The sequence below is a fragment of the Dysgonomonas sp. ZJ279 genome (genome assembly GCF_011039205.1).
GTDB lineage: Bacteria > Bacteroidota > Bacteroidia > Bacteroidales > Dysgonomonadaceae > Dysgonomonas.
Map to the genome: position 1 here is coordinate 15,346 of NZ_JAAKEL010000016.1, position 22,984 is coordinate 38,329.

A 22,984-nucleotide genomic window follows, 5' to 3' on the forward strand; every position below is an offset into this window, starting at 1 on the left:
CGAGCCAAGTAATATACCAGCTCACTTTAGATTTTTTTTTTTCAATTTGTTGAATTATGATTGATCGATCCACTTGACAATGCTATCAGATAACGGACTTGCAGTAGGAGCAATAAAGTTTACCAACTGCCCATTTTCCGAAATCATAAATTTTTGGAAATTCCAATCAATTACAGCATCAAATTTTCCGTTTTCGCTTTCTCTTGTCAGCCACTTATAAATTGGCGCAATGTCAGGCCCGTTTACCGAAACTTTGGCCATTATGGGAAAAGTTATATTGTAATCTTCGCAAAACTGTTTAATTTCGGCGTTTGTTCCGGGTTCCTGCCCTCTGAAATCATTGGATGGAAAGCCTATGACAATAAAGCCTTTATGCCTATTTTTCACATACAAGTCTTCCAATTCCTTGTATTGAGGTGTCAGACCACATTCTGAGGCTACATTTACTATCAAGACTTTTTTCCCTTCAAGGATAGCCATATTAAATTCCATATTGTCAATATCCTGTACTTTAAAGTCATATAACGTTTTTATTTTAGACATAATATTTTATTTTTTAGTTATAATTAGATTGGTCATAAGCGTTATGTCTGTTTATTCTATTATTCATCGAACAAGAGCAGCATAACGCTTAACCAATCAATCTTATAAAGTTTCTAAAACGAATAAATTAAAAGATTTATCTTTATTCGTTTTTTATTAAGTAATGTGAAATAGTTATTACTATATTCTCTGATCATAAAACAGTATTTGGTTGTTATACTTGACAAAGCAATAAAAAGGTCTGAGACTTTAATCTGCAATTTTCACTACCGATTTCACTATATTTTCTTTGTCCTGCACACTACTATCCATCGCATTCTGAATATCGTCAAATTCAAATATATTTGTTACCACATTTTTTAAATTAATTTTCCCATTTGCTACCGCCTCAATAGCCATTGGATAAATATGACGGTAGCGGAATATAGTGGAAATCGATAATTCTTTATCCATTGCCAGACTCATAGGCATATTTACGAAACCCGATTTGGTATAACCTACAAAAACGATGGTAGCCCCCTTTTTAGTTATATTGAGAGCTTGCTGAGCTGTTATCTCGGTTCCTGCTGTTTCTATAACCAAATCGCAGCCCCTGCCATCTGTTAATCTATTTATTTCTTCCACCACGTTTTGCTCTCCTGCGTTAATCACACTAGTGGCTCCCAGTTCCAGAGCTTTGCCCAGTCGTTTTTGCACCACATCTATCATATAAACCGTGGATACTCCTTCGGCTTTAAGTGCCAGCATACACATTAGTCCGATACAACCCGACCCGAAAACGGCAGCTGTTTGTCCGGCATGTGCCCCGCCTTGGTTAGCTGCATGAAATCCAACCGCCAAAGGCTCTATCAATGCTCCTTCTAAAGTGCTTACATTATCCGGCAATTTGAAACAGAGTCCGGCTTCATGTGCTACATATTCGAGAAATACGCCGTCAATGGGCGGGGTAGCAAAGAAGATTACATCAGGACATAAATTGTATTTCCCTGTTTTGCAGAACTCGCAATGCCCGCACGTTTTCCCCGGTTCTAATGCAACTCTGTCTCCTATTTTCAGATGTTTTACATCTGTACCTACTTTTACTACTGTACCTCCGGCTTCATGCCCTAATACAAAAGGAGGTTCTACAATATAATTTCCGATTGCCCCATGTTCATAATAATGCAGGTCTGATCCACAAATGCCTACGTACTCCAGTTTGATCAATGCTTCTCCAGCTTTCGGAACGGGTATATTTCTTTCTTCAAACCCCATTATTCCGATGCCGTTCATAACAGCTACTTTCATTTTTGTTTCCATTGTTTTTGTTTTTATATAATTCTGACTGCGATTCTATTTATTGGACAATATTTTATCCATCGCCCGTTCATCGAATTTGATTAAATACGTAAGAATAAAACTTATTGTAAAGCCCAGTGCACAGGCGATCAGAAATCCGAGGAAGCCTTGCCCCAAAAAAACGGGTATAGTGGCTAAACCGGGGAATGCAAAGGACATAGCTGTTGCTCCACTTGCTCCGGCAACCCCTCCGGCTATTGCTCCGGCTATACATACTATAATTAGCGGACGCTTTAATGGCAGTGTTACCCCAAATAGTGCGGGTTCTGTTATTCCAAACAAAGAAGATATTCCGGCAGAGAATGATATTGTTTTTAGCTTTTTGTTCTTTGTTTTTAAGCATACGGCAAAGGAAGCTCCTGCCTGAGCAAAAGCGGCTCCTGCAAAAAGAGGAAGTATAGTATCAGAGCCATATAAAACGATATTATTAAGAGCCATAGGTACCAAGCTCCAGTGGAAACCAAATATGACCATAAGCTGAATTAACCCACCTATAACTATACCTGCCAGAATAGGGCTCCAGTTATATACCGACGAGTAACCGTTGGCCATTACATCACCAACTACTGCTCCGATCGGACCAAATAAAAAGAGTGTAGCAGGAACTATAATGAGGATAGATAAGAGTGGGGTAAATAGCTCCCGTATAACTTCAGGCAATATTTTGATAAGCAGGGTTTCTGTGTATTTTAGAAGAAATATTGATAAGATTATGGGTATTACACTCGAAAAATAGGTTACAGGAATGATTGGTATTCCTAATAATGCAATCTCATCTTTCGACTGCATTAGTTGAATCATCCCCGGAGAAAGTAAAATAAGGGCTATCAATACAGCGGTGAAAACATTTGTCCCGAATTTTTTAGCTGCCGTTATTGCTAAAAAAACGGGTAGAAAATAAAAGCAAGCGTCGGCTATCGCATAGAAAATATGGAAAGTGCCTGTAGCTTCCATTACAACACCTGTTGTTAATAGAATTGCTAAAATACCTTTCATTATACCTGCCGCACTAAGGATATTGACTATTGGCAAAAATAGTCCGGCAATCACGTCTATTGCACTATCCAGTAATCTCTTGGGATTTAACTTACTTCTTAGCAATATTATCCCGCTTGTATTTTCATGTTTATTCATAAATTCAGAATTTATTATAAAGAAGAGATAACTGACAGGGTAATACTACTCTAGCATATTGCAATATCAATCTGATAATTATAAAATTGCTTGATATTGTTTGTTAAGTTATCTGTATTACTCTTTCCTGATGGTTTTTGCTATAAGACACAATATATTCATTCAACAAATAATGTGGTATAATATGATTTGCCTTTAACTTATCAAACATACGCTTAAAAGACTCAAAACTATCCGGTTCTATTTCTTTAAAACCTAATTTGCGCAGTTTTCCCGAATCGAAAAAGATATCATATACATCACTGAATATAAAGTCACTATAAGACCATTGCAGGATTCGTGTTATATTGTCATTCGTAAGTTGATGTTTCTCACATGTTTCTTTCCATAGCGTGTTTTTATCTTTCATATAAACTGCCAGAGAGAAATCATGCGGTTCGCCAACTGCTACTCCAAAATATTCGCAGATTTTTACCCATAATTCTTTCCACCGTAAACTATCTCCATTCGTAATATTGAATATTTCTCCTTTACATGAATCTTCCAGCGATACATATTCCATACTTTTTGCCAGCAATTCTATGTCTGTTACATGAACCGTTGTTTCATAGTTTCTTATATTGCCCGGAAAAGACATTGGTATATTAAGCTCCCTGCAAAGTGTAGCATAAACTGCTATCTGAGTTGCAATATTCGTTGGGTTATCAATGGCTGAACCTATTAATATATTGGGACGGAGAGATGTCCAACTCCATTTTTTTCCGATAGATTGCTTTCTCAAAAAATCTTCTTGAAGTGAATAAAAATTATAAAAAAAACTGGGCGAGAAATATTGATATTCTTTGTTACTCACTATTTGTTTGATTCTCCCGAAATGCAGATCATATGCTTTATCTTTTTGGATAAATGTAATATGTTCAAACAAAGGAGCTATTTTTTCGATTCCTAATACGAGATTTTCAAACAATTGGAGATTAAATTCCGGTTTATCTGTTAAAGCCTGTTTCTGATTATAGGATCCGAAAAAAACATGCGTTACTTTTTGTAATTTTTCCTGCTGCATCTTTATTGCATCAGGCTTATTGAGATCCATTTGAATATATTCACAACGGCTTGTATATTGCCAATAGTTAAGAGGTGTATTAGATACAATAATTATATCCCAATTTCCCTTAGCTTCGAGGCAGTTGATTATATTACGTCCCAGAATATTGTTTCCTTCTATAACCAATGCCGTTTTTCTTAATGTTCTCTGAGAACCTATTCTTTTTCTTTTTTCCATAATTTTATAGACTTGATTTACAAGATAGCTATCAATTGAAAGCTAGTTATTACATAATCAGAGTATAAAATTGCATAATTCACAGGTTTCTAATATTAGCTTGCTTAAGGTCTCTTATATTCGTAACTTTATTCATTAAGAATATAGAATATGAAAGACCAGTTTATTATTATAAAAGGAGCCAGAGAAAACAATCTGAAAAACATATCGGTCTCTATACCCAAAAAGAAAATAACAGTTTTCACAGGCGTTTCAGGTTCCGGTAAGACATCGTTAGTATTTGACACTATTGCAGCCGAATCACAAAGGCTATTAAATGAAACTTACAATAGTTTTATCCGCCACCGTTTACAACATTCTTTGCTGAACACGAAATATACTCAATATTAGACCGACTGTGTAATGTGGGATTAGGTTATTTAACTATAGGTCAATCTTTAAATACCCTATCGGGTGGGGAGCGTCAACGTTTAAAACTGGCAAACGAATTAGGAAAAAAAGGTCAAATTTATGTATTAGATGAACCAACAACAGGTTTACATGGCTCCGATATATCAAAACTGCTAAAACTTCTTGACGAATTAACGAATGAGGGTAATACAGTTATTATTGTTGAGCATAATCTGGATGTTATCAGTCAAGCAGATTGGATTATTGATATGGGGCTCGGTGCAGGGCGTAATGGTGGTAAGATTATATTTGAAGGTTATCCTGATGATCTAATAGAAAGTATGATTTCGCTGACCGGTAGATATTTGAAAAGATATATGATAGGTACTAGGTAAAGAAAATGGAATGAAAAATTAGAATGAAATATGTAATATATTTTTATCAATGGTATAATCCACTAGAAGATCAACGCAGAGCCATAAAAGGTGTAAGCTTTTTTTAATTAAAAGTACTTGAACTAGTGGATCGAAAACATAATAGAGGACGAAAAAAACACTCACCAGCTAATTGCTGATAAGTGTTTAAATATTATATAGAAGGAGTCACCTGAAATAGTCACGATTTAATCTGACACTTACTTGAATAAATTATTATTTATTTTAGTAATTTGTCTTCTACACGGTCTTTCAAATACTCGGCTTCATTTTTGGCAATGTCGCCTATATTTTTTACATTTTTCTTTGACTTGCTAAAAAGTTTTTGTGCACTGTCGCAAACACAATCAAATTGACCATCGTCCTGCATTTTTCTGATACAATACCCAATAGCAGACCCGATAACTAAACTTACTATTATTTTTTTCATAATTATTTTTTATTAATTCATTTGAGATAATATGTATGTAAACAATACGAATAAAAAGAATAAATGCGAACTATAAATATCGGTTCGCATTTACCCATTTTTTCTACTAAAGAGTTACTTAGATCGGAATTATAAGATCTATATTTTTCTCATCATTTCTTTTTATGGTAACTGATTGGTCACCTGCCTTAAAGACAACATTATCCCCAATTCTGTAATAAACTGCAAAATACAGATTAGTCTTGGATTCGGTAATGTTTAATTGTGTCAGGTTCAACTTAAAATAAGCAGCTCCGTCCTGATTAGTAAGTTCCTTCTTAGATGCCGAACCCGGATCTGTCGATTCTTCCGGCTTAAGGTCTTTGAACATATAGACCTCAACATCTTTCTGGACTATTCCTGCAAGATTCTTTACTGTTACTTTTACATTAGCACCCAATATCGGGGCATCACCGTCGTCATTTCCACATGACATAAATCCAATCGAAGTCATAGCTATTATACTATAAAATATTAACTTTTTCATATTCTTTTTTTTGATCAAAATAGACTAACCATTTTATTTATTGTGGTTATTGGTTAGCATTTCCCACATGGTTCAGATATCAGTCTGTTTTTTTCTTAATATCTTTTTTCACCTGCTTGACATCCTTTTTCACGTCGGCTTTTATACTATCGGTTTTTTTATCAACAGCCTTTTTCGAATCGTCCAATGCATCCTTTACATCTTCAGCACCTTCTTTTGTCTTATCTTTTACTTTATCAGCCGACTCTTCTATCAGATGTTTTGCATCTTTAGCATCTTTTTCAGCACCGTTTTTAGTATTACAGGATGTGAAAATTAATACACTTGCCAAAATAAATAATATGCTTAAAAACTTTTTCATTATTTCTGTTTGTTAAATTATTCAATATATAAGATCACAGCGCGATTCCATTCCTTTACATCGAAAGGAGGATTAGCCTGTCCTTCCCATTCTACGATGACACGGCTTTGATCTATTCCGTATCTGCCGGTCATAATATCTGCTACGTTCTGAGCTCTCTGTCTTGATATTCTTTCATTTATAACTGCAGTTCCTGTTTCTTTATCCGTGTAGCCAATAACTCTGACTTTCTTCCCCGGATTTTCTTTCAGATATTTGGCGACATTATATACATTGACTTCTTGATTGGATTCGACTTTAACTTTGTTTATACCAAATAATACAACATTATTGACCGGTTCTTCATTGACTTTAACTTCTCTGATGACTTCTTTTATTACTACAGTAGGTTCAGCCTGTTCAACAGGGCGCTGAGCTAACCTAGCTATATCAGCTCGTTGCATATTTATTGTATTATTCATATTATCAATCTCACGCTGATCCCTTAATACAGCTTCGGTAAATACAGCTTTCTTCCCGATGTTGAAAACAAGGCTTGCAGATGCTGTACCTAAAAGGTCATAACCTCGTTTGCCTCCTGTCCGCTGATCGAAATTATCTTTAAGCATTTTTCCGGACAATTCAATGTCCAAAGACACTCTTTCAGAAAATCTGAAGCGATTGATAATACCTGCGTCAAAAGTGATACTGTTGACATGATGGCTGTTGCTCGCATATTCAGGCAGGTCTTTATAATCCCAGCCGTAAGCCCAACCTGCACCGATGTAGGGTATGAAACTATAAACCCTGTTTGCATTATAGTTCATCAGATAATCAGTCATGTTCCACATGTAATTAAGTTCGGCACTGACATAACGATTACGGGTCATCAGTGATGCTTCGTTATTGAACGTATGGATGTTGGTACCTCCCGATAATTTTACTCTGGCACCTGAATATGGATTAAACCATTTTCCGAATTGAAAATTAGGAGTTACAGTCATTCGTCTCCAAAAAGAAGCATCGACATCCTTATCTCCAAAGTAGATATTAGAACCGGCACCTGCTCCGATAAACCAGTTATCCCAGAAACCGTTATCTATAAACGTTGTATTCCGACCGGCACCAACACTGGTACCATCTTTCTCCTGAGCAAATGCTACAGTAGCTGCTGAGAGAATAAATACGAATAAGAGTATACTTTTTTTCATAATCTAATTTTTTAAAATTTATAACCGTAACCAATCATAACCACAGCACAATCATTGTCTCCTAATATGAATTTCACTTCCGCATTCAAAAAGGTTTTAGCTCCTATCAGATAACTAATACCTCCGCCGAGATTGAATGCTAAATCCGTTTTGCTATGGGAATCTGTTTTCTGTTCAATTCCACCGATTACAATGTTTTGTTTGCCATAAAAGTTATTCTGGATACCTATACCTGCTAAGGGGTAGACAGAGAACTTATCCTGCGGAAAACGAAACACATAGTGGGCATTTATCATTACATCCACCCCTGTAACTTTATCCTTAGGAAAGTAAAATGTAATATCGGGAGCAATACGCACATTGTCCAGAATATGGTATCTTCCCTGTGCCCCGATGGCAAATCGTTTGTAGTCGGTTTGATACCCTAAGCCGACAATGGCAGATGTCTCTCCCTTCTGAGCCGACATGCTTAAGGTCATTGCTAATAAAGCAGCTAATAATAAAATCTTTTTCATAGAATCTTTTTGTTTTTATTAAAACTAACGCGGCCTATTCATCACGTAACTCTCACTACTTTGTTAGCATAGTGCGATGTGTTACCCTGAATGAATTTTAGCCTTTTTTGTTGGGGCAAACAGAAACAGTATCCATAAGAAAATTATTGCGCCAACTACGGACATTATTAAATATCCAAATACTCCCATAACTTCCGCTCCTATAAGATGAAAGAGGAAGCCGCCGAATACGGCTCCGATTAAACCTACAATAAGATTCACGATTAAGCCGAATCCTTTTCCTTTCATTATCCTGCCAGCAATAAAGCCTGCCAGAATTCCAATAATAATTGAACCAATAATACCTAATTCCATTTTTTATTTTTTTAAATTTATTTGTTAATTTACTGAATGATATATAAGGCCGGATTTACCGACTAAAGCAAATAGTTCATAAAGGAGGGTGGAACGAGTCTTTGTCTTCTCGTTACTATTAAAACATCTAAGAAATAGATGTGGCCTGATTATCGATGAATTATGTAAATACTAATTAAAATTGTATAATAATTAATTAGGTGAACAGTGCATTACTAATAAATGGAATCAATGGGGTGGAGATATTAGTAGCCAAGGGTAGGAAGGTTTAATAAATTCTACTTATAATCAATAAGTATTTCTTGTAATCGTTTTCTAGCAAAGAATATACGGCTTTTGACTGTTCCTACAGGAAGTTCCATCATTTCAGCTATTTCAAGATATCTGTATCCTGAGAAGTGCATGGAAAAAGGTGTTTTGTATTGTTCATCCAAACTATGGATAGCTTCTATTATCTCTGAATAAGCATAATCGCTTTCAGAGTTATTGAACGCTGAGTTTTGAGGCAAATTCAACAGGAGTAAATTATCCGTATGATCCAAAATCGTTTTTTGACGTAAGGCCTGACGATAATTATTCACAAATATATTGTGCATAATCGTAAATACCCATCCTTTAAAATTAACATTGTCGTAATATTTATCAAAATTGCCCAATGCTTTCAGAATAGTTTCCTGACAAAGATCTCTGGCGCTATCTTTATTTGCGGTAAGCATTAAAGCATAATTCTGCATATTATTCTGTAAACCGACTAAACTATCTTCCATCTTTTTTGAAGACAGGCTATGAACAATCAAAATAGTTTCTTTTTCGGAAATATTGAGTATTTGCATAAACTTGTAACTTTTAAATAAGAGTATTTCTAAGATGCAAATTTACATGCTCTATTGCTTAATATTTTACACAATTAAATTATAAAATTATATAATTCATAGATTATCAAAGACTTTCAATATTTGCCCTGCGTTTTCGTTTAAGATTTTTAAAAAAAGTAGGGGTTAATCCGGTTATCTTTTTAAATTGGTGGGATAGATGGGCGACACTGCTGTAATGTAATTTAAAAGCTATTTCGGTCAGATTCAGCTCGTCATATATGATTAGCTCTTTGACTTTCTCTATTTTGTGTATTATCATAAAGTGCTCAATAGTACAACCTTCCGCTTCTGAAAAAAGAGTGGCGAGATAGGTATAGTTATAACCTAATTTATCACTCAGGTAATCAGACAAATTTGTTTTTATCTCTTCATCGGAATAATGTACCAGATTAATAATTATAGTTTTGATATGTTCTATAAGGATTGCTTTCTTATCATCTATCAGCTCTAATCCGGCTTTACTTAAAGCAACTTTTATCTGCTCATGTTGTTGTGCTGATATATTCTCTAAAATATCTATTTCACCTAAGTTCACTGAGATATAATGAAGTCCTAACTTTTTCAGTTCATCTATTACATACATTTTACATCGGCGGCTGACCATGTATTTTACATATAACTTTTCTCCCATATACTGAAATATTGAATTAGTCTTTTAACCCTAAGTAAAGATAGGGAATACTATCCGGAAATCCCTGCAACTATTGTTCTTATTGAAAACTGCTAATGAAATTTAGGTATATTCGGGTTAGATCCGTATGCTGTTACTTCGATTTGATTAGTTCTCATAGGAATTTAAACACTCTCTAACTAAATACTGATGAGGATTTACTATTGAGTTGGGTTTTACAACCGAGGGTCATTTGTATAAGTTCTTTAAAAAGCAAAAAGGTATATAACCGAGCGAATTTAGGAAAAATAATATTGAAAGTATTTTATAATAGGGTCAAACATAAATTATTATAATAAGATCACCCTTTTCCCTCTGCCGACGATAAAGTTCATTAATCACATCTCTATTAGCTTCGAGATGCTCTCATAAAACAGTATCAACATAGTGGAAAGGGCAAAAACGGTTGTTATTCCTGATGATGTTTTACAGGAACATTTGGATAAGGTAATCATCGCTCAATACAAAGCGGGGAATGTGGGTATTTATTCTATTACGGTGACAGGGAGTAAAATATCAAAATGTTTCTAAAATTTTAACACAAGAAAAGGAGCATCACTGCCACAAGTGATCGGAAGAAAAATCCGATCACTTTTTGTTTCTACATTTTAAAGAAAATAGCAGGATCTCCTCCACACCTTACAACAATCATATATATAATCAGATTCCTCATTTGTCTGAAAAATATATATTGGGAACGGTTGCACAAAATGGGAACGGTTGCGGGAACGATTGCTTTAAACATTTACTTTAGATATTTAGTTTATAATATTATATAGTTGTAAATTTAGATACATAAAGCCTAAGCTAGTTATTAAATAAAATGATTAAAGATGAAAACACACGAATATCAGGCGAAGCAGTTATTCATGGATTATGGGATTCCTATTCAGCCCTTTATCCTATGTCAAACTACACAAGATGCAGTTGAGGCATACAGAGTATTAAATGCACCACTAGTGGTTGTAAAAGCACAAGTACTGACAGGGGGAAGGGGAAAAGCCGGAGGAATTAAACTGGCAAAAGATGAACACGAAGTTCTTGAATATTCACAAAAAATACTTAACCTGATGATCAAAGATTTTCATGTTGAGAAACTTATCGTAAATCCGGCTGTCAATATACAATCCGAATATTATGTGAGTTTTACCATAGACCGGAACACAAAATCAGTAAAACTGATTATGAGTGCCGAAGGAGGAATAGATATTGAAGATGTAGCCCAAAACACTCCCGGAAAAATACACCAATTTGTCATAGATCCATTTATTGGCATACCCGACTATTTAGCTCGTAAATTTGCATTTCTCTTTTTTAGCGATATTCTACTAGTTAACCAAATGGTCAGCATCATTCAACATCTATATCGTTTATTTATCGAAAAAGATGCTTCCCTGGCAGAGATCAACCCACTGGTTGTTACTAAAGAAAATGAATTGATAGCTGTGGATGCCAAAATGGTTTTTGATGACAATGCTTTATATCGCCAACCTGAAATAAATAATTTGTATGACCCTACTGAAGAGGAAAAGACAGAACTCTATGCCAAAGAGAAAGGATTTAGTTTTGTGCATTTAGACGGCGAAATAGGTTGTATGGTAAATGGAGCCGGATTAGCAATGGCTACAATGGATCTCATAAAACTTTATGGCGGAAACCCTGCCAATTTTCTGGACATAGGAGGTAGCTCCAATCCTCAAAAAGTAATCGATGCCCTAAATTTACTTCTAAAAGACACACAAGTCAAAGTTGTCCTTATCAATATATTCGGAGGTATAACCCGATGTGACGATGTGGCTAACGGTTTACTTAAAGCATTTGAAAAGATAGAAACTAAAATACCTATTATTGTGCGTCTGACAGGTACAAACGAATTGGAAGGGCGTAATTTATTACAAGGCTCAAAGTTCAAGGTTGCTCAAACGATGAGCGAGGCTACTCGTATGGCTGTCAAAATTAGTAAACAGTAAATTCAAAACTAAAAAATCAAACGCTATGAGCATACTTATAAGTAAATCAACGCGACTAATAGTACAAGGAATAACAGGGCGTGATGGGAGTTTCCATACACAAAAAATGATAGACTACGGAACTAATATTGTGGGGGGAACATCTCCGGGTAAAGGAGGAACCAGTGTACTTGGAGTTCCTGTTTTTAATACAGTGTACGATGCTGTAGAAAAAACCGAAGCGAATACATCCGTTATATTTGTTCCGGCTCGTTTAGCTGCCGATGCGATTATGGAAGCAGCTGATGCAGGGATAAAGCTGATTGTATGCATATCTGAAGGTATGCCAACTCTCGATGCAATAAAAGCATATCGTTATTCTCAACAGAAAGGATCTGTGCTTATTGGTCCTAATTGTCCCGGATTGATGTCGCCCGATGAATGTCTTGTTGGAATACTACCCGCACAAATATTCAAGAAAGGAAATATCGGTGTTATTAGCCGAAGCGGTACACTTACCTACGAAGTGGTTTATCAGCTTACTGCAAATGGCATGGGACAATCTTCTGCCGTGGGGATGGGAGGCGACCCTGTTGTAGGACTCTATTTCTGTGAATTGCTACAGATGTTTCAAGATGATCCCGAAACCGAAGGAATCGTGATGATTGGCGAAATAGGAGGGAATGCAGAGGAGCTGGCCGCCGAATATATAAAAAACATATAACTAAACCTGTTGTTGGATTTATAGCCGGACAGGCAGCCCCGTCAGGGAAACAAATGGGGCATGCCGGAGCTATCATATCCAGCGGTGCAGGAACGGCTGCCGAAAAAATATCGGCTCTCGAATCGGCAGGTGTACCTGTTGCTAAAGAACCTGAGGAAATCCCTTCATTATTGAAATCAAAATTAAGTAAATAACAGTTGTCTCACAGTAAACACATTCAAAATTATGGTTGTTACCACTATTGAGCAATTAGATGCTCTGATCAAAAAAGTAAAAAAGTCTCAACGAGAATATGCAACATATACTCAGGAGCAAGTAGACAAAATCTTCCATGCGGCAGCTATTGCAGCCTCTGCTATGAGAATCCCTTTAGCTAAAGCTGCTGTTGCAGAATCGGGCATGGGGATTGTAGAAGATAAAGTGATAAAGAATTTATTTGCATCGGAGTATGTTTATAATAAATTCAAATCTGAAAGAACCTGTGGAGTTGTCGAAGAAAATGAAGAGATGGGAACAATTACAATTGCTGATCCTGTAGGAGTAATATGTGGGATAGTTCCTACAACAAACCCGACATCAACAGCAATTTTCAAAGCACTCATCAGCTTAAAAACCCGGAATGCAATTATCTTTTCGCCGCATCCCAGAGCCAAAAAATCGACAAACGATGCAGCCAGAATTGTTTTGGAGGCTGCCGTTGCAGCCGGTGCGCCCCCCAATATAATCGGGTGGATCGATGAACCATCTATCGAACTGTCAAATCAGTTGATGCACCATCCTGATGTAGATATTATTCTTGCCACAGGAGGGCCGGGAATGGTAAAGGCAGCTTATAGCTCGGGTAAGCCCGCATTGGGAGTTGGAGCCGGAAACACCCCTGTCGTTATAGATGAGACAGCAGATATCGATCGGGCTGTGGCATCTATCTTGATGTCCAAAAGCTTTGACAATGGTGTCATTTGTGCATCAGAGCAATCAGTAGTTATTGTTGAAAAGGTATATGATGCGGTTTTGAAACGTTTTGCCGAGTTGGGTGCATACCTCCTTAAAGGAATAGAGCAACAAGCAATACGCGATATAATACTCGTAAAAGGAAACATAAATGCGGCAATAGTAGGTCAGTCAGCTTTCAGAATTGCTGAGCTGGCAGGATTCAAAGTGCCGAAAAAAAGTAAGGTGTTAATAGGGGAAGTATCGGAAATCAGTCAGAGTGAACCATTTGCTCATGAAAAGTTGTCTCCTGTTTTAGCAATTTATAGTGCCAAAAATTTTGGTGATGCAGTAAACAAAGCTCAACTATTGATAGAACTAGGAGGCCTGGGGCATACTTCGGTACTATACACCGATCAGGACAATAATGCGGACAGAATTGCCGAATTCGGATTAAAATTGACAACAGGACGTATCCTGATTAATTCGCCTGCATCGCAAGGAGCAATTGGCGATTTGTACAATTTTAATATGTCACCTTCATTAACATTAGGTTGCGGATCATGGGGCGGAAATTCGATTTCCGAAAACGTTGGTCCTAAACACCTCCTGAATAAAAAAATAATTGCAAAAAGAGAAGAAAATATGTTATGGCTTAAATCACCGCAGTCAATCTATTTCCGTCGGGGTTCATTACAAACCGGATTAAATCAGTTAGTAAAAAAAGGCGATATGAAAAGAGCCATTGTTATTACAGACAGCTTTCTCTATAACAATGGATACGTAAAACTGATCTCTGATATTCTTGTTCCACAAGGAATCAGCGTCGATGTTTTTTCAGGAGTTGAAGCCGATCCTACTCTGAGTGTAGTCAACAAGGGCGTTGAACAAATGAAAGCCTATAAACCTGATACAATCATTGCTTTGGGGGGAGGTTCTCCCATGGATGCTGCCAAGTTGATGTGGCTGATGTATGAACATCCCGAGGTGAAATTTCAAGACTTGTCTATGCGTTTTATGGATATCCTCAAACGTACATATCCTTATCCCGAATTAGGCGGAAAAGCGAAGCTTGTATGTATAACCACAACATCGGGCACAGGGTCGGAAGTAACACCATTTGCTGTAGTCACAGATGATGAGACAGGGAAGAAATATCCATTGGCAGACTACTCTCTTATGCCCCATACAGCTATTGTAGATGCCGATTTAGTAATGAATATGCCAAAATCTCTATGTGCATTCGGGGGTGTCGATGCAGTGACTCATGCTATCGAAGCATATGTGTCAGTTATGGCAAACGAATTTACCGATGGTCAGGCATTACAGGCTCTCAAACTATTAAAAGACTATTTGCCTAGCAGTTATAAAGATGGAGCTAAAAATCCGATAGCTCGCGAACGTGTGCATCATGCTGCTACATTAGCCGGAATAGCTTTTGGCAATGCTTTTCTAGGCGTTTGTCACTCGATGGCACACAAAATCGGAGCAGCATTTCATATCCCTCACGGATTGTCCAATGCACTTATGATCTCCAATGTGATTCGCTATAATGCAAATCCCAACCCGACCAAACAGGGTACGTTCAGCCAATATTCTCATCCTAAAGCGCATCTTCGCTATGCCGAAATAGCAGACCATCTACAATTAACTAGTGCTAAAGATGCTGTAGATGTAAAAGTTGAAAAACTTATTGCTTGGATTGAAAATCTGAAAGAACAACTGAACATTCCGAAATCGATTAAGGAGTTTGGAGTAGACGAGAAACTTTTTATTGAAAAAATCGACTTATTAGCCGATGATGCATTCGATGACCAATGTACAGGAACAAATCCCCGCTATCCACTCATTTCGGAGCTAAAGCAAATTTTGCTGGATACCTATTATGGTAGAGAATATAAAGAAGAAAATTGAAAAACTTATTAAAAAAATAGACCTATGAAATTTTTTATCGACACGGCTAACCTCGACCAAATTCGGGAGGCCAATGATCTGGGAGTACTCGATGGTGTAACTACCAATCCCTCATTGATGGCAAAGGAAGGAATAAAAGGAGCAGATAATCAGCAAAAACATTATCTCGAGATCTGCAAAATAGTAGAAGGAGATGTGAGTGCGGAAGTAATTGCAACCGATTATGAAGGAATTATTCGCGAAGGTGAAGTTTTGGCAAACCTTCATCCTAATATCGTAGTGAAAGTTCCTTGTATCGAATCCGGCATAAAAGCAATCAAGTATTTTAGCCAAAAAGGCATCCGAACAAATTGTACGCTGATATTCTCGATAGGGCAGGCACTACTTGCAGCAAAAGCCGGTGCAACCTATGTTTCGCCTTTTGCGGGCAGGCTCGACGATATTGCCAGCGATGGTATAGGGCTGATTCGTAGCATTGTCAGCATGAATGCTACATATAGTTTCGAAACGCAGGTTCTGGCAGCCTCCATCCGAAGTGTACAGCATATAATCCAATGTGTCGAAGCAGGTGCAGATGTAGCTACTTGTCCATTGGCTCCTATTAAAGGGTTGCTTAAACATCCGTTGACCGATAGCGGACTCGCAACTTTTTTAGCCGATTACAAAAAAGTGAATGGATAAATAAACGCAAGCAGGGCTAATTACTAAAGAGGGTAAAATCAATTTTATCCTCTTTCTTTTTTAAGTAGACTGTCTGATAACTATTTCGGCATCTAAGATTATAGTTTCACAAGACGACTCGGGGTCATTAATTTTCTTTATTATTTGTTCGGCAGACACCCGTCCCATTTTTTCGAAAGGTTGCTGTATAGCGGTTAGTTGTGGGGTTACGATAGTGCTTAAATAAGTTCCCGAAAATCCGCAGATCGCTATTTCTTCGGGCACCTTTATTCCTTGCGATTGTATATAACTCAGTGCTCCTATTGACAAAGTTTCTCCAAAACTGAAAATAGCATCGAAGGGTATTTTTTTTCTTAGAAAATCCCTTATTACACGTTCGCCTTCCGAACGTTCATTTTCACCTTCTATTAACAATTCGGGATCGAAGGGTATTTTAAATTTAGCCAAAGAATCCTTATAAGCCTTTTTGCGTTCTTCGGTATTGGGGATTCTCGCTGGTCCTGCAAGATGAAGAATACGTTTGCGTCCCGATCTGATCAAATGCTCCATCATAAGCATCGATTTGACGTAATCGTTTACAATAACCTTGCATGCATGTATCTTAGATGGTACACGATCGAAAAAAACAATAGGAATACCCTCTTCCTGTAAACGGAAATACTCCTTCAGGTTTATATCACTATGACATACACTCATAATAATACCATCTACCCTATAGTTCTCCATCAACTTCAGATTATACGATTCGGCTTGAGGGTCTTCGTGCGATTGTGTAATGATAACTTTAAACCCTTGCTCATCCAGTACCTTCTGCGCACTCATGATTACATACATGAAAAAGGGGGTAACCATTTCGGGAACAATAATTCCGACAGTCTTACTCTGTTGCATACGAAGGTTTGCAGCTATATCGTTACGCTTATACCCCATTTTATTTGCTAATGCCACTACTTTTTCACGTGTCTCCTTACTCACATTACTATCGCCTGATAATGCTCTCGATACAGTAGATTTTGAAATATCGAGTTCTTTGGCAATATCTTTAATAGTAGTGTATTTCATGATTTTCAGCTTTTTAGTTTCTTAAATATAAGCTTTTTTTTCCATATCTCAAAATAGGGAACGATTGCGGGAACGATTGCATTAATTGGGAACGATTGCGGGAACGATTGAAATAACAAGATATGTTATATACACTGATTTCCAATTTTATAAGCCATATTTTAGTATTCGGATAATATATCCCAATTAATCTTTTAAAAAAAATATCATGAATACAATTGAATTACCGAAAAAAATGAGAGCAGTGGTAGCCTACGCACCGGGTGATTATCGTTTCGAAGTGGTTGACACACCTCGGGCAGGGGAAGGCGAAATGATACTTAAAGTAGAGGCTTGTGGCGTATGTGCAGGCGATACAAAAGCTTTTGGTGGTGCACCCAGCTTCTGGGGAGGCGACGGAAGCCCTTCTTATATCAAAGCACCCATGATACCCGGGCACGAATTTGTAGGGACCGTAGTTGAAATGGGACCCAAAGTAAAGGGGAAATGGAAAATCGGCGACCGTATTTGTCCTGAACAAATAGTGCCATGCGAAGAGTGTATGTTTTGTAAGACAGGACGTCATTGGATGTGTGAAAAGCATGACCTATACGGATTTCAGAATAATGTGAACGGGGGAATGGCTGAATATATCAGATTGACGAAAGAATCGTTAAATTACCTTGTTCCGAAAGAGCTTCCAATCGAAAAGGCGGTACTTATCGAACCTTACGGATGCTCATTCCATTGTGTAAAACGTGCAAACGTAGGTGTTACAGACGTTGTTGTGCTTTCCGGAGCCGGAACTCTTGGTCTGGGAATGGTTGGGGCAATCAAACAACATAATCCAAAATGTTTAGTTGTACTTGACATGAAAGACGAACGTCTCGAACTGGCTAAGAAATTTGGAGCCGATATTGTATTGAATCCGGCAAAAACCGATGTCGTAAAAGAAATTAAGGATATGACAGGAGGTTATGGCTGCGATATCTACATAGAGGCTACAGGACACCCATCCAGTGTTCGTCAGGGACTGGAAGCAATCCGTAAAATGGGGACTTTTGTTGAGTTCAGTGTATTCGGAGACTTAGTTACAGTAGATTGGAGTATTATCAGCGACCGTAAAGAGTTGAATCTTTTAGGTGCACATCTTAGCCCATACTGCTATGATACTGTGATAGAATGGCTAGGAAACGGGAAATTACCAAGTGAAGGTGTAGTGACTCACAAGTTTCCGCTTGAAAAATGGGAAGAGGCTTTCCATTTAGCTAAAACAGGAGAAAACGGAGCATTGAAAATTATTCTTGTTCCCGATATGCAATAAATACAAGCCGTACTATACTCAAGATATGGAGCCGGAATAAAACTGATTCTTTCTGCTAACAGTGCCGGCTCTTTTCATAAGTTTTATTAAAATATTTAGGTGTATCGAAAGATACGTCAGGGCATTCTATGCTTTTAAAAAACCAAAAATACCATGCAAAGAATATTAAACGATCCGGACAATATAGTTGATGAAATGCTCTGCGGCTTTCTGAAAACTCATAACGATATAGTTGAGAAGACAACAAACTCACGAGTTGTAAAATCGGTCGAACCAGTTAAAGAACGTGTTGGCGTAGTTACAGGAGGCGGTTCAGGACACAAACCTGCATTTATAGGATATGTAGGAAAAAACATGTGTGATGCTGTTGCCGTTGGCGAAATTTGCTCTTCACCCACAGCTGTAGCATTTCTCGATGCTTGCAAAGCAGCCAATGGAGGTAAAGGTGTCGCATGCCTTTACGGAAACTACTCAGGCGATAATATGAATGTGAAGATGGCTGTAAAAATGGCGGCTAAGGAAGGTCTAGAGGTAAAAACAGTTGTTGCAAACGATGATGTAGCCTCAGCTCCGAAAGACCAACGGGAAAAGCGTCGTGGAGTGGCCGGTGAGATTCTGATGTGGAAAGTGGGTGGTGCGAAAGCCAATATGGACGGATCGCTCGACGAAGTAATTGTAGCAGTACAGAAAGCCATTGACAATACACGCAGCGTTGGTATTGGTCTTACACCATGTGTATTACCTGCTGTTGGACATGCGAATTTCGAAATCGAACCGGGAACAATGGAAGTGGGAATTGGTCATCACGGCGAACCGGGTATCGAAGTATGTGCTTTGGAGACGGCAAACGAAATGGCTAAACGTATGGTAGATGTAGTGCTTCCCGATTATCCATTTGTCGCAGGCGATGAGGTTGTGGTTTTGGTGTCAGGGCTTGGAGCTACTCCGGTTATGGAACTTTACGTTCTTTATAACGAAATCGAAAAACTGATCTCAGAAAAAGGAATCAAGATTCACCGATCGTATGTGGGAAATTATTTCACATCGCTCGAAATGATGGGAGCTACACTCACTGTAATGAAACTGGATGACGAATTGAAAACTCTGATCGATATGCCTGCCAACAGTGTAGGACTTAAACAATGCCGATAGTTTACAAATACAACGAAACAATATGAGAACATTTAATAATAACGAAGGTAAACCCATTCTGATGGCTATGGTAAAAGCCATTCAGGAAAATAAAGGATATTTGAGCGAGGTAGACGGACTGATTGGAGACGGCGACCATGGCATGAATATGAACAAAGGCTTTACTGTTTTCGAGACCCGTATTAAGGATAAAGACATTTCTTTCACTGAAGGTTTGGACGAACTCGGTACAATTCTTTTAACTGAAATCGGAGGATCAATGGGACCTATTTACGGGACAATATTAATCGATATGTCGGATGTAGGTAAAACGTTTGAGAAAATAGGGTTGAAAGAATTCAGCACTATGCTTGCCGCAGGATTGGAAGGGCTAACCGGAATTGTTGAGGCTAAAGTCGGCGATAAAACCTTGGTTGATACACTTGCTCCTGCTGTTGACTCTTTGAGCAATGCAGTGGCGGAGGGTAAATCGTTCTCAGTAGCATTGGCAGAGATGAAAATAGCAGCCGAACAAGGCAAAGAATCTACAAAAGAGTTAGTCGCAAAGTTTGGTCGTTCAAGCCGCTTAGGCGAACGATCAAGAGGTGTTATAGATGCAGGGGCAACATCCTGTTGTATTATCCTCACGGCGATAGCTGATGCTATAGATATACTGTTGTCTGAAAAACATGAACTTGCATAATAATCCTAAAAACAAAAAGCGATGAAAATAGCAATCGGTTGCGATGAAGCAGCATACAGCCTAAAGGTTGAGCTGATTAAACATTTAGATAGTAAAGGTATCGAAGTCAAAGATTTCGGAGCCAATGCCGGAGAGGTAGTTTTATACCCCGATGTGGCAGTAGCAGTAGCTCGGTCTGTTGCAAATGGCGAATTCGAGCGGGCAGTTTTGGTCTGTGGCACAGGAATAGGCATGGCTATTACAGCCAATAAAGTTCCGGGAGTAAGAGCTGCTGTTTGTCACGATCCATTTTCAGCTCAGCGTGCCCGTAAGAGCAACGATGCACAGATTATTTGCTTCGGAGAGAGAGTTATCGGTGTAGAACTGGCTAAAAATCTGCTTGATATTTGGTTAGAATCCGAATTCGGTGGTGGAGGTTCGACATCTAAAGTAGAGCTAATCGCTCAATATGAACACGAGTTTATGAAAGAAATAGCAAAGTAAGAAAAAGTATGAATGATATAAACACAATAAGTAAGGCAGCCGATAATATCCGCTTGTTATCGGCCGCAATGGTTGAAAAGGCCAAATCGGGACATCCTGGAGGAGCAATGGGAGGTGCCGATTTTATCAACGTCCTTTTTTCCGAATATATCGAATACGATCCTCTAAATCCGGAGTGGGAAAATCGTGACCGCTTCTTTCTCGACCCCGGACACATGTCGCCCATGTTGTACTCTACACTGGCGTTGACCGGCAAATTCAGCATTGATGATCTTAAACAGTTTCGTCAGTGGGGAAGCGTAACACCCGGGCATCCCGAGAGGGATTTGTCAAGAGGGATCGAAAATACATCGGGTCCTCTGGGGCAGGGGCATACATTTGCTGTTGGAGCTTCAATAGCTGCAAAATTTTTACAACATCGCTTCGGAGAAATAATGAGTCATAAAATTTATACTTTTATTTCAGACGGAGGAGTTCAGGAAGAAATTTCGCAAGGAGCAGGCAGAATTGCCGGGCATTTAGGGTTAAACAACCTGATTATGTTTTATGATTCGAACGGTATACAATTATCTACCGAAACCAGCGAAGTTACCCAAGAAGATGTAGCCGCAAAATATAAAGCCTGGGGATGGCGTGTAATAGAGATCGACGGACATAATATTGCTCAGATAAGAGCTGCATTAGACGGTGCTAAATCCGAAAAAGAAAAACCGACTCTTATCATCGGGAAAACAATTATGGGTAAAGGAGCATGCAAGTTCGATGGATCGAGCATGGAAGGTACAACAGCTACTCACGGGCAACCGTTGAGTGCAGCAGGTGCATGTTTCGATTCCACTATCAAAAATTTGGGAGGTGACCCTTCCGATCCTTTTGCTATTTTTCCCGAAACAGAAATGCTTTATGCCAAGCGTACGTCAGAACTGAATACAATAGTTGCCCGCAAAAAAGTTGAAAAATCAGTTTGGGCAAAAGCCAATCCCGAGTTGAAAGTTAAACTCACATCTTGGTTTGCAGGAGAGTTGCCTGTTATCGATTGGGGAAATATCGAACAAAAGGCCGATCAGGCAACACGTACAGCTTCGTCCACCGTTTTAGGAGTACTGGCAAAGGGGATAGAAAACATGATCGTTTCGTCCGCCGATCTTTCTAATTCTGACAAGACAGATGGTTTCTTGAAATGTACGCGCAGTATACAAAAAAACGATTTTGGGGGAAAATTTCTTCAAGCAGGTGTTTGCGAACTTACAATGGCTTGTCTTTGTATCGGTATGACTCTGCATGGAGGTGTAGTAACGGCTTGCGGAACATTCTTTGTGTTCTCGGATTATATGAAACCTGCTGTCCGCATGGCGGCACTAATGGAAATACCTATTAAGTTTATTTGGACACACGATGCTTTTCGTGTAGGTGAAGACGGACCGACACACGAACCCGTTGAGCACGAAGCCCAGATACGTTTAATGGAAAAACTTCAGAATCACAGTGGACAAAACTCGATGCTTGTTCTCCGTCCGGCAGATGTAACTGAAACAACCATGGCGTGGAAAATGGCAATGGAGAACAAAAAAACACCTTCGGCATTAATCCTTTCGCGTCAAAACATCAACGATCTGCCACCACACGCAAACCGCTATAAAGAGGCATTGGAGGCTCAAAAAGGAGCGTATATTGTTTGTGAAAATGACAGATACGACGTAATTCTTCTAGCCTCGGGTTCAGAGGTGTCTACCTTGGTAGATGCTGCCAATATTTTGAAAGATAAAGGTATTAAATCGAGGATTGTATCTGTCCCATCCGAAGGCTTATTTCGTTCTCAAAGCAAAGAATATCAAGAATCTGTAATCCCGGCAGATAAAAAAATATTCGGGCTTACAGCAGGCTTATCTGTCACCCTCGAAGGCTTAGTAGGAAACAATGGTAAGGTATGGGGATTGAATTCTTTCGGTTTTTCTGCACCATATACTGTCCTTGATGAAAAGCTTGGTTTCACAGCTATTCAGGTGGCGAGACAAATTGAAAATCTCTTGAATTAATTTGAATATACTCCGGTATTAACCTA

The 22,984-nt window shown here is 38.3% G+C and carries 24 protein-coding genes and 1 pseudogene; 12 read left to right on the forward strand and 13 right to left on the reverse strand.

Going from position 1 to position 22,984, the window contains the following annotated elements; translation table 11 throughout:
• Window positions 1–54: 54 nt before the first annotated feature.
• The 4 genes from G7Y57_RS13465 to G7Y57_RS13480 form a co-directional block, all read right to left on the reverse strand.
• A complete protein-coding gene (locus G7Y57_RS13465; protein ID WP_165025050.1) occupies window positions 55–543 on the reverse strand; it encodes a glutathione peroxidase in 489 nt (162 codons plus the stop codon).
• Window positions 544–792: 249 nt separating this feature from the next.
• Window positions 793–1,842, reverse strand: coding sequence for an NAD(P)-dependent alcohol dehydrogenase (locus G7Y57_RS13470; protein WP_165025052.1), 1,050 nt, complete (start codon window positions 1,840–1,842; stop codon window positions 793–795).
• A gap of 33 nt (window positions 1,843–1,875) precedes the next feature.
• Window positions 1,876–3,015: a PTS transporter subunit EIIC gene (locus G7Y57_RS13475; RefSeq protein ID WP_165025055.1), complete on the reverse strand. Its 1,140-nt coding sequence runs from the start codon at window positions 3,013–3,015 to the stop codon at window positions 1,876–1,878.
• A gap of 103 nt (window positions 3,016–3,118) precedes the next feature.
• Window positions 3,119–4,297 carry a hypothetical protein gene (locus G7Y57_RS13480; RefSeq protein ID WP_165025058.1) on the reverse strand — a complete coding sequence of 393 codons (1,179 nt, stop codon included), beginning with the start codon at window positions 4,295–4,297 and terminating at the stop codon, window positions 3,119–3,121.
• Between the two features lie 150 nt (window positions 4,298–4,447).
• Here G7Y57_RS13480 and G7Y57_RS13485 point away from each other — a divergent pair, with 150 nt between their 5' ends.
• Window positions 4,448–4,687, forward strand: a complete 240-nt coding sequence (locus G7Y57_RS13485) for a hypothetical protein (protein WP_165025059.1) — start codon at window positions 4,448–4,450, stop codon at window positions 4,685–4,687.
• A 14-nt stretch (window positions 4,688–4,701) separates the two neighbouring features.
• A complete protein-coding gene (locus tag G7Y57_RS13490) occupies window positions 4,702–5,082 on the forward strand; it encodes an ATP-binding cassette domain-containing protein (RefSeq protein ID WP_165025080.1) in 381 nt (126 codons plus the stop codon).
• A 259-nt stretch (window positions 5,083–5,341) separates the two neighbouring features.
• On the opposite strand, the gene G7Y57_RS13495 is transcribed toward G7Y57_RS13490, so the two are convergent.
• The 8 genes from G7Y57_RS13495 to G7Y57_RS13530 all read right to left on the reverse strand — a co-directional run bounded on the left by G7Y57_RS13495 (window position 5,342) and on the right by G7Y57_RS13530 (window position 10,003).
• On the reverse strand, window positions 5,342–5,551 hold the full coding sequence (locus G7Y57_RS13495) for a hypothetical protein (RefSeq protein WP_165025083.1): 210 nt from the start codon (window positions 5,549–5,551) through the stop codon (window positions 5,342–5,344).
• A 118-nt stretch (window positions 5,552–5,669) separates the two neighbouring features.
• Window positions 5,670–6,077 carry a hypothetical protein gene (locus G7Y57_RS13500; RefSeq protein ID WP_165025086.1) on the reverse strand — a complete coding sequence of 136 codons (408 nt, stop codon included), beginning with the start codon at window positions 6,075–6,077 and terminating at the stop codon, window positions 5,670–5,672.
• 79 nt (window positions 6,078–6,156) lie between these two features.
• A complete protein-coding gene (locus G7Y57_RS13505) occupies window positions 6,157–6,438 on the reverse strand; it encodes a hypothetical protein (RefSeq protein ID WP_165025088.1) in 282 nt (93 codons plus the stop codon).
• Between the two features lie 17 nt (window positions 6,439–6,455).
• Window positions 6,456–7,628: an OmpA family protein gene (locus tag G7Y57_RS13510; RefSeq protein ID WP_165025091.1), complete on the reverse strand. Its 1,173-nt coding sequence runs from the start codon at window positions 7,626–7,628 to the stop codon at window positions 6,456–6,458.
• 11 nt (window positions 7,629–7,639) lie between these two features.
• Window positions 7,640–8,143 carry an outer membrane protein gene (locus tag G7Y57_RS13515; protein ID WP_165025094.1) on the reverse strand — a complete coding sequence of 168 codons (504 nt, stop codon included), beginning with the start codon at window positions 8,141–8,143 and terminating at the stop codon, window positions 7,640–7,642.
• Between the two features lie 81 nt (window positions 8,144–8,224).
• Complete coding sequence (locus G7Y57_RS13520) at window positions 8,225–8,497, reverse strand: GlsB/YeaQ/YmgE family stress response membrane protein (protein WP_165025097.1); 273 nt, start codon at window positions 8,495–8,497, stop codon at window positions 8,225–8,227.
• A 278-nt stretch (window positions 8,498–8,775) separates the two neighbouring features.
• Entirely contained in the window at window positions 8,776–9,279 is a 504-nt protein-coding gene (locus tag G7Y57_RS13525; RefSeq protein WP_410492650.1) for an RNA polymerase sigma factor, read from the reverse strand.
• A gap of 157 nt (window positions 9,280–9,436) precedes the next feature.
• Window positions 9,437–10,003 carry a helix-turn-helix domain-containing protein gene (locus G7Y57_RS13530; protein WP_221412133.1) on the reverse strand — a complete coding sequence of 189 codons (567 nt, stop codon included), beginning with the start codon at window positions 10,001–10,003 and terminating at the stop codon, window positions 9,437–9,439.
• Window positions 10,004–10,429: 426 nt separating this feature from the next.
• On the opposite strand from G7Y57_RS13530, the gene G7Y57_RS13535 reads away from it, so the two are divergent.
• The 5 genes and pseudogenes from G7Y57_RS13535 (at window position 10,430) to fsa (ending at window position 16,240) form a co-directional block, all read left to right on the forward strand.
• Window positions 10,430–10,573 (forward strand): hypothetical protein, encoded by a 144-nt coding sequence (locus tag G7Y57_RS13535; RefSeq protein ID WP_221412134.1) that lies wholly within the window; start codon window positions 10,430–10,432, stop codon window positions 10,571–10,573.
• A gap of 302 nt (window positions 10,574–10,875) precedes the next feature.
• A complete protein-coding gene (gene sucC, locus G7Y57_RS13540; RefSeq protein ID WP_165025099.1) occupies window positions 10,876–12,012 on the forward strand; it encodes an ADP-forming succinate--CoA ligase subunit beta in 1,137 nt (378 codons plus the stop codon).
• Between the two features lie 25 nt (window positions 12,013–12,037).
• Window positions 12,038–12,909 (forward strand): annotated as a pseudogene (gene sucD / locus G7Y57_RS13545) (succinate--CoA ligase subunit alpha).
• 31 nt (window positions 12,910–12,940) lie between these two features.
• Entirely contained in the window at window positions 12,941–15,559 is a 2,619-nt protein-coding gene (adhE, locus tag G7Y57_RS13550; protein ID WP_165025102.1) for a bifunctional acetaldehyde-CoA/alcohol dehydrogenase, read from the forward strand.
• Between the two features lie 24 nt (window positions 15,560–15,583).
• Window positions 15,584–16,240 (forward strand): fructose-6-phosphate aldolase, encoded by a 657-nt coding sequence (fsa, locus tag G7Y57_RS13555; protein ID WP_165025105.1) that lies wholly within the window; start codon window positions 15,584–15,586, stop codon window positions 16,238–16,240.
• A 60-nt stretch (window positions 16,241–16,300) separates the two neighbouring features.
• Here fsa and G7Y57_RS13560 read toward each other — a convergent pair whose 3' ends face one another.
• On the reverse strand, window positions 16,301–17,311 hold the full coding sequence (locus tag G7Y57_RS13560; RefSeq protein ID WP_410492651.1) for a LacI family DNA-binding transcriptional regulator: 1,011 nt from the start codon (window positions 17,309–17,311) through the stop codon (window positions 16,301–16,303).
• Between the two features lie 199 nt (window positions 17,312–17,510).
• Here G7Y57_RS13560 and G7Y57_RS13565 point away from each other — a divergent pair, with 199 nt between their 5' ends.
• The 5 genes from G7Y57_RS13565 to G7Y57_RS13585 all read left to right on the forward strand — a co-directional run bounded on the left by G7Y57_RS13565 (window position 17,511) and on the right by G7Y57_RS13585 (window position 22,958).
• Entirely contained in the window at window positions 17,511–18,605 is a 1,095-nt protein-coding gene (locus G7Y57_RS13565; protein ID WP_165025111.1) for an alcohol dehydrogenase catalytic domain-containing protein, read from the forward strand.
• Between the two features lie 153 nt (window positions 18,606–18,758).
• Window positions 18,759–19,757: a dihydroxyacetone kinase subunit DhaK gene (locus tag G7Y57_RS13570; RefSeq protein WP_165025114.1), complete on the forward strand. Its 999-nt coding sequence runs from the start codon at window positions 18,759–18,761 to the stop codon at window positions 19,755–19,757.
• 22 nt (window positions 19,758–19,779) lie between these two features.
• Window positions 19,780–20,439 carry a dihydroxyacetone kinase subunit DhaL gene (gene dhaL / locus G7Y57_RS13575; RefSeq protein ID WP_165025117.1) on the forward strand — a complete coding sequence of 220 codons (660 nt, stop codon included), beginning with the start codon at window positions 19,780–19,782 and terminating at the stop codon, window positions 20,437–20,439.
• 21 nt (window positions 20,440–20,460) lie between these two features.
• Window positions 20,461–20,922, forward strand: a complete 462-nt coding sequence (gene rpiB, locus G7Y57_RS13580; protein WP_165025120.1) for a ribose 5-phosphate isomerase B — start codon at window positions 20,461–20,463, stop codon at window positions 20,920–20,922.
• Between the two features lie 8 nt (window positions 20,923–20,930).
• On the forward strand, window positions 20,931–22,958 hold the full coding sequence (locus G7Y57_RS13585) for a transketolase family protein (protein WP_165025123.1): 2,028 nt from the start codon (window positions 20,931–20,933) through the stop codon (window positions 22,956–22,958).
• Window positions 22,959–22,984 lie beyond the last annotated feature (26 nt).

Excerpts from the sequence above, each read along its gene's own strand:
- G7Y57_RS13465 (WP_165025050.1), bottom strand. The coding sequence starts at position 543 with ATGTCTAAAATAAAAACGTTATATGACTTTAAAGTACAGGATATTGAC.
- G7Y57_RS13470 (WP_165025052.1), bottom strand. The coding sequence starts at position 1,842 with ATGGAAACAAAAATGAAAGTAGCTGTTATGAACGGCATCGGAATAATG.
- G7Y57_RS13475 (WP_165025055.1), bottom strand. The coding sequence starts at position 3,015 with ATGAATAAACATGAAAATACAAGCGGGATAATATTGCTAAGAAGTAAG.
- G7Y57_RS13480 (WP_165025058.1), bottom strand. The coding sequence starts at position 4,297 with ATGGAAAAAAGAAAAAGAATAGGTTCTCAGAGAACATTAAGAAAAACG.
- G7Y57_RS13485 (WP_165025059.1), top strand. The coding sequence starts at position 4,448 with ATGAAAGACCAGTTTATTATTATAAAAGGAGCCAGAGAAAACAATCTG.
- G7Y57_RS13495 (WP_165025083.1), bottom strand. The coding sequence starts at position 5,551 with ATGAAAAAAATAATAGTAAGTTTAGTTATCGGGTCTGCTATTGGGTAT.
- G7Y57_RS13500 (WP_165025086.1), bottom strand. The coding sequence starts at position 6,077 with ATGAAAAAGTTAATATTTTATAGTATAATAGCTATGACTTCGATTGGA.
- G7Y57_RS13505 (WP_165025088.1), bottom strand. The coding sequence starts at position 6,438 with ATGAAAAAGTTTTTAAGCATATTATTTATTTTGGCAAGTGTATTAATT.
- G7Y57_RS13510 (WP_165025091.1), bottom strand. The coding sequence starts at position 7,628 with ATGAAAAAAAGTATACTCTTATTCGTATTTATTCTCTCAGCAGCTACT.
- G7Y57_RS13515 (WP_165025094.1), bottom strand. The coding sequence starts at position 8,143 with ATGAAAAAGATTTTATTATTAGCTGCTTTATTAGCAATGACCTTAAGC.
- G7Y57_RS13520 (WP_165025097.1), bottom strand. The coding sequence starts at position 8,497 with ATGGAATTAGGTATTATTGGTTCAATTATTATTGGAATTCTGGCAGGC.
- G7Y57_RS13530 (WP_221412133.1), bottom strand. The coding sequence starts at position 10,003 with ATGGGAGAAAAGTTATATGTAAAATACATGGTCAGCCGCCGATGTAAA.
- sucC (WP_165025099.1), top strand. The coding sequence starts at position 10,876 with ATGAAAACACACGAATATCAGGCGAAGCAGTTATTCATGGATTATGGG.
- adhE (WP_165025102.1), top strand. The coding sequence starts at position 12,941 with ATGGTTGTTACCACTATTGAGCAATTAGATGCTCTGATCAAAAAAGTA.
- fsa (WP_165025105.1), top strand. The coding sequence starts at position 15,584 with ATGAAATTTTTTATCGACACGGCTAACCTCGACCAAATTCGGGAGGCC.
- G7Y57_RS13565 (WP_165025111.1), top strand. The coding sequence starts at position 17,511 with ATGAATACAATTGAATTACCGAAAAAAATGAGAGCAGTGGTAGCCTAC.
- G7Y57_RS13570 (WP_165025114.1), top strand. The coding sequence starts at position 18,759 with ATGCAAAGAATATTAAACGATCCGGACAATATAGTTGATGAAATGCTC.
- dhaL (WP_165025117.1), top strand. The coding sequence starts at position 19,780 with ATGAGAACATTTAATAATAACGAAGGTAAACCCATTCTGATGGCTATG.
- rpiB (WP_165025120.1), top strand. The coding sequence starts at position 20,461 with ATGAAAATAGCAATCGGTTGCGATGAAGCAGCATACAGCCTAAAGGTT.
- G7Y57_RS13585 (WP_165025123.1), top strand. The coding sequence starts at position 20,931 with ATGAATGATATAAACACAATAAGTAAGGCAGCCGATAATATCCGCTTG.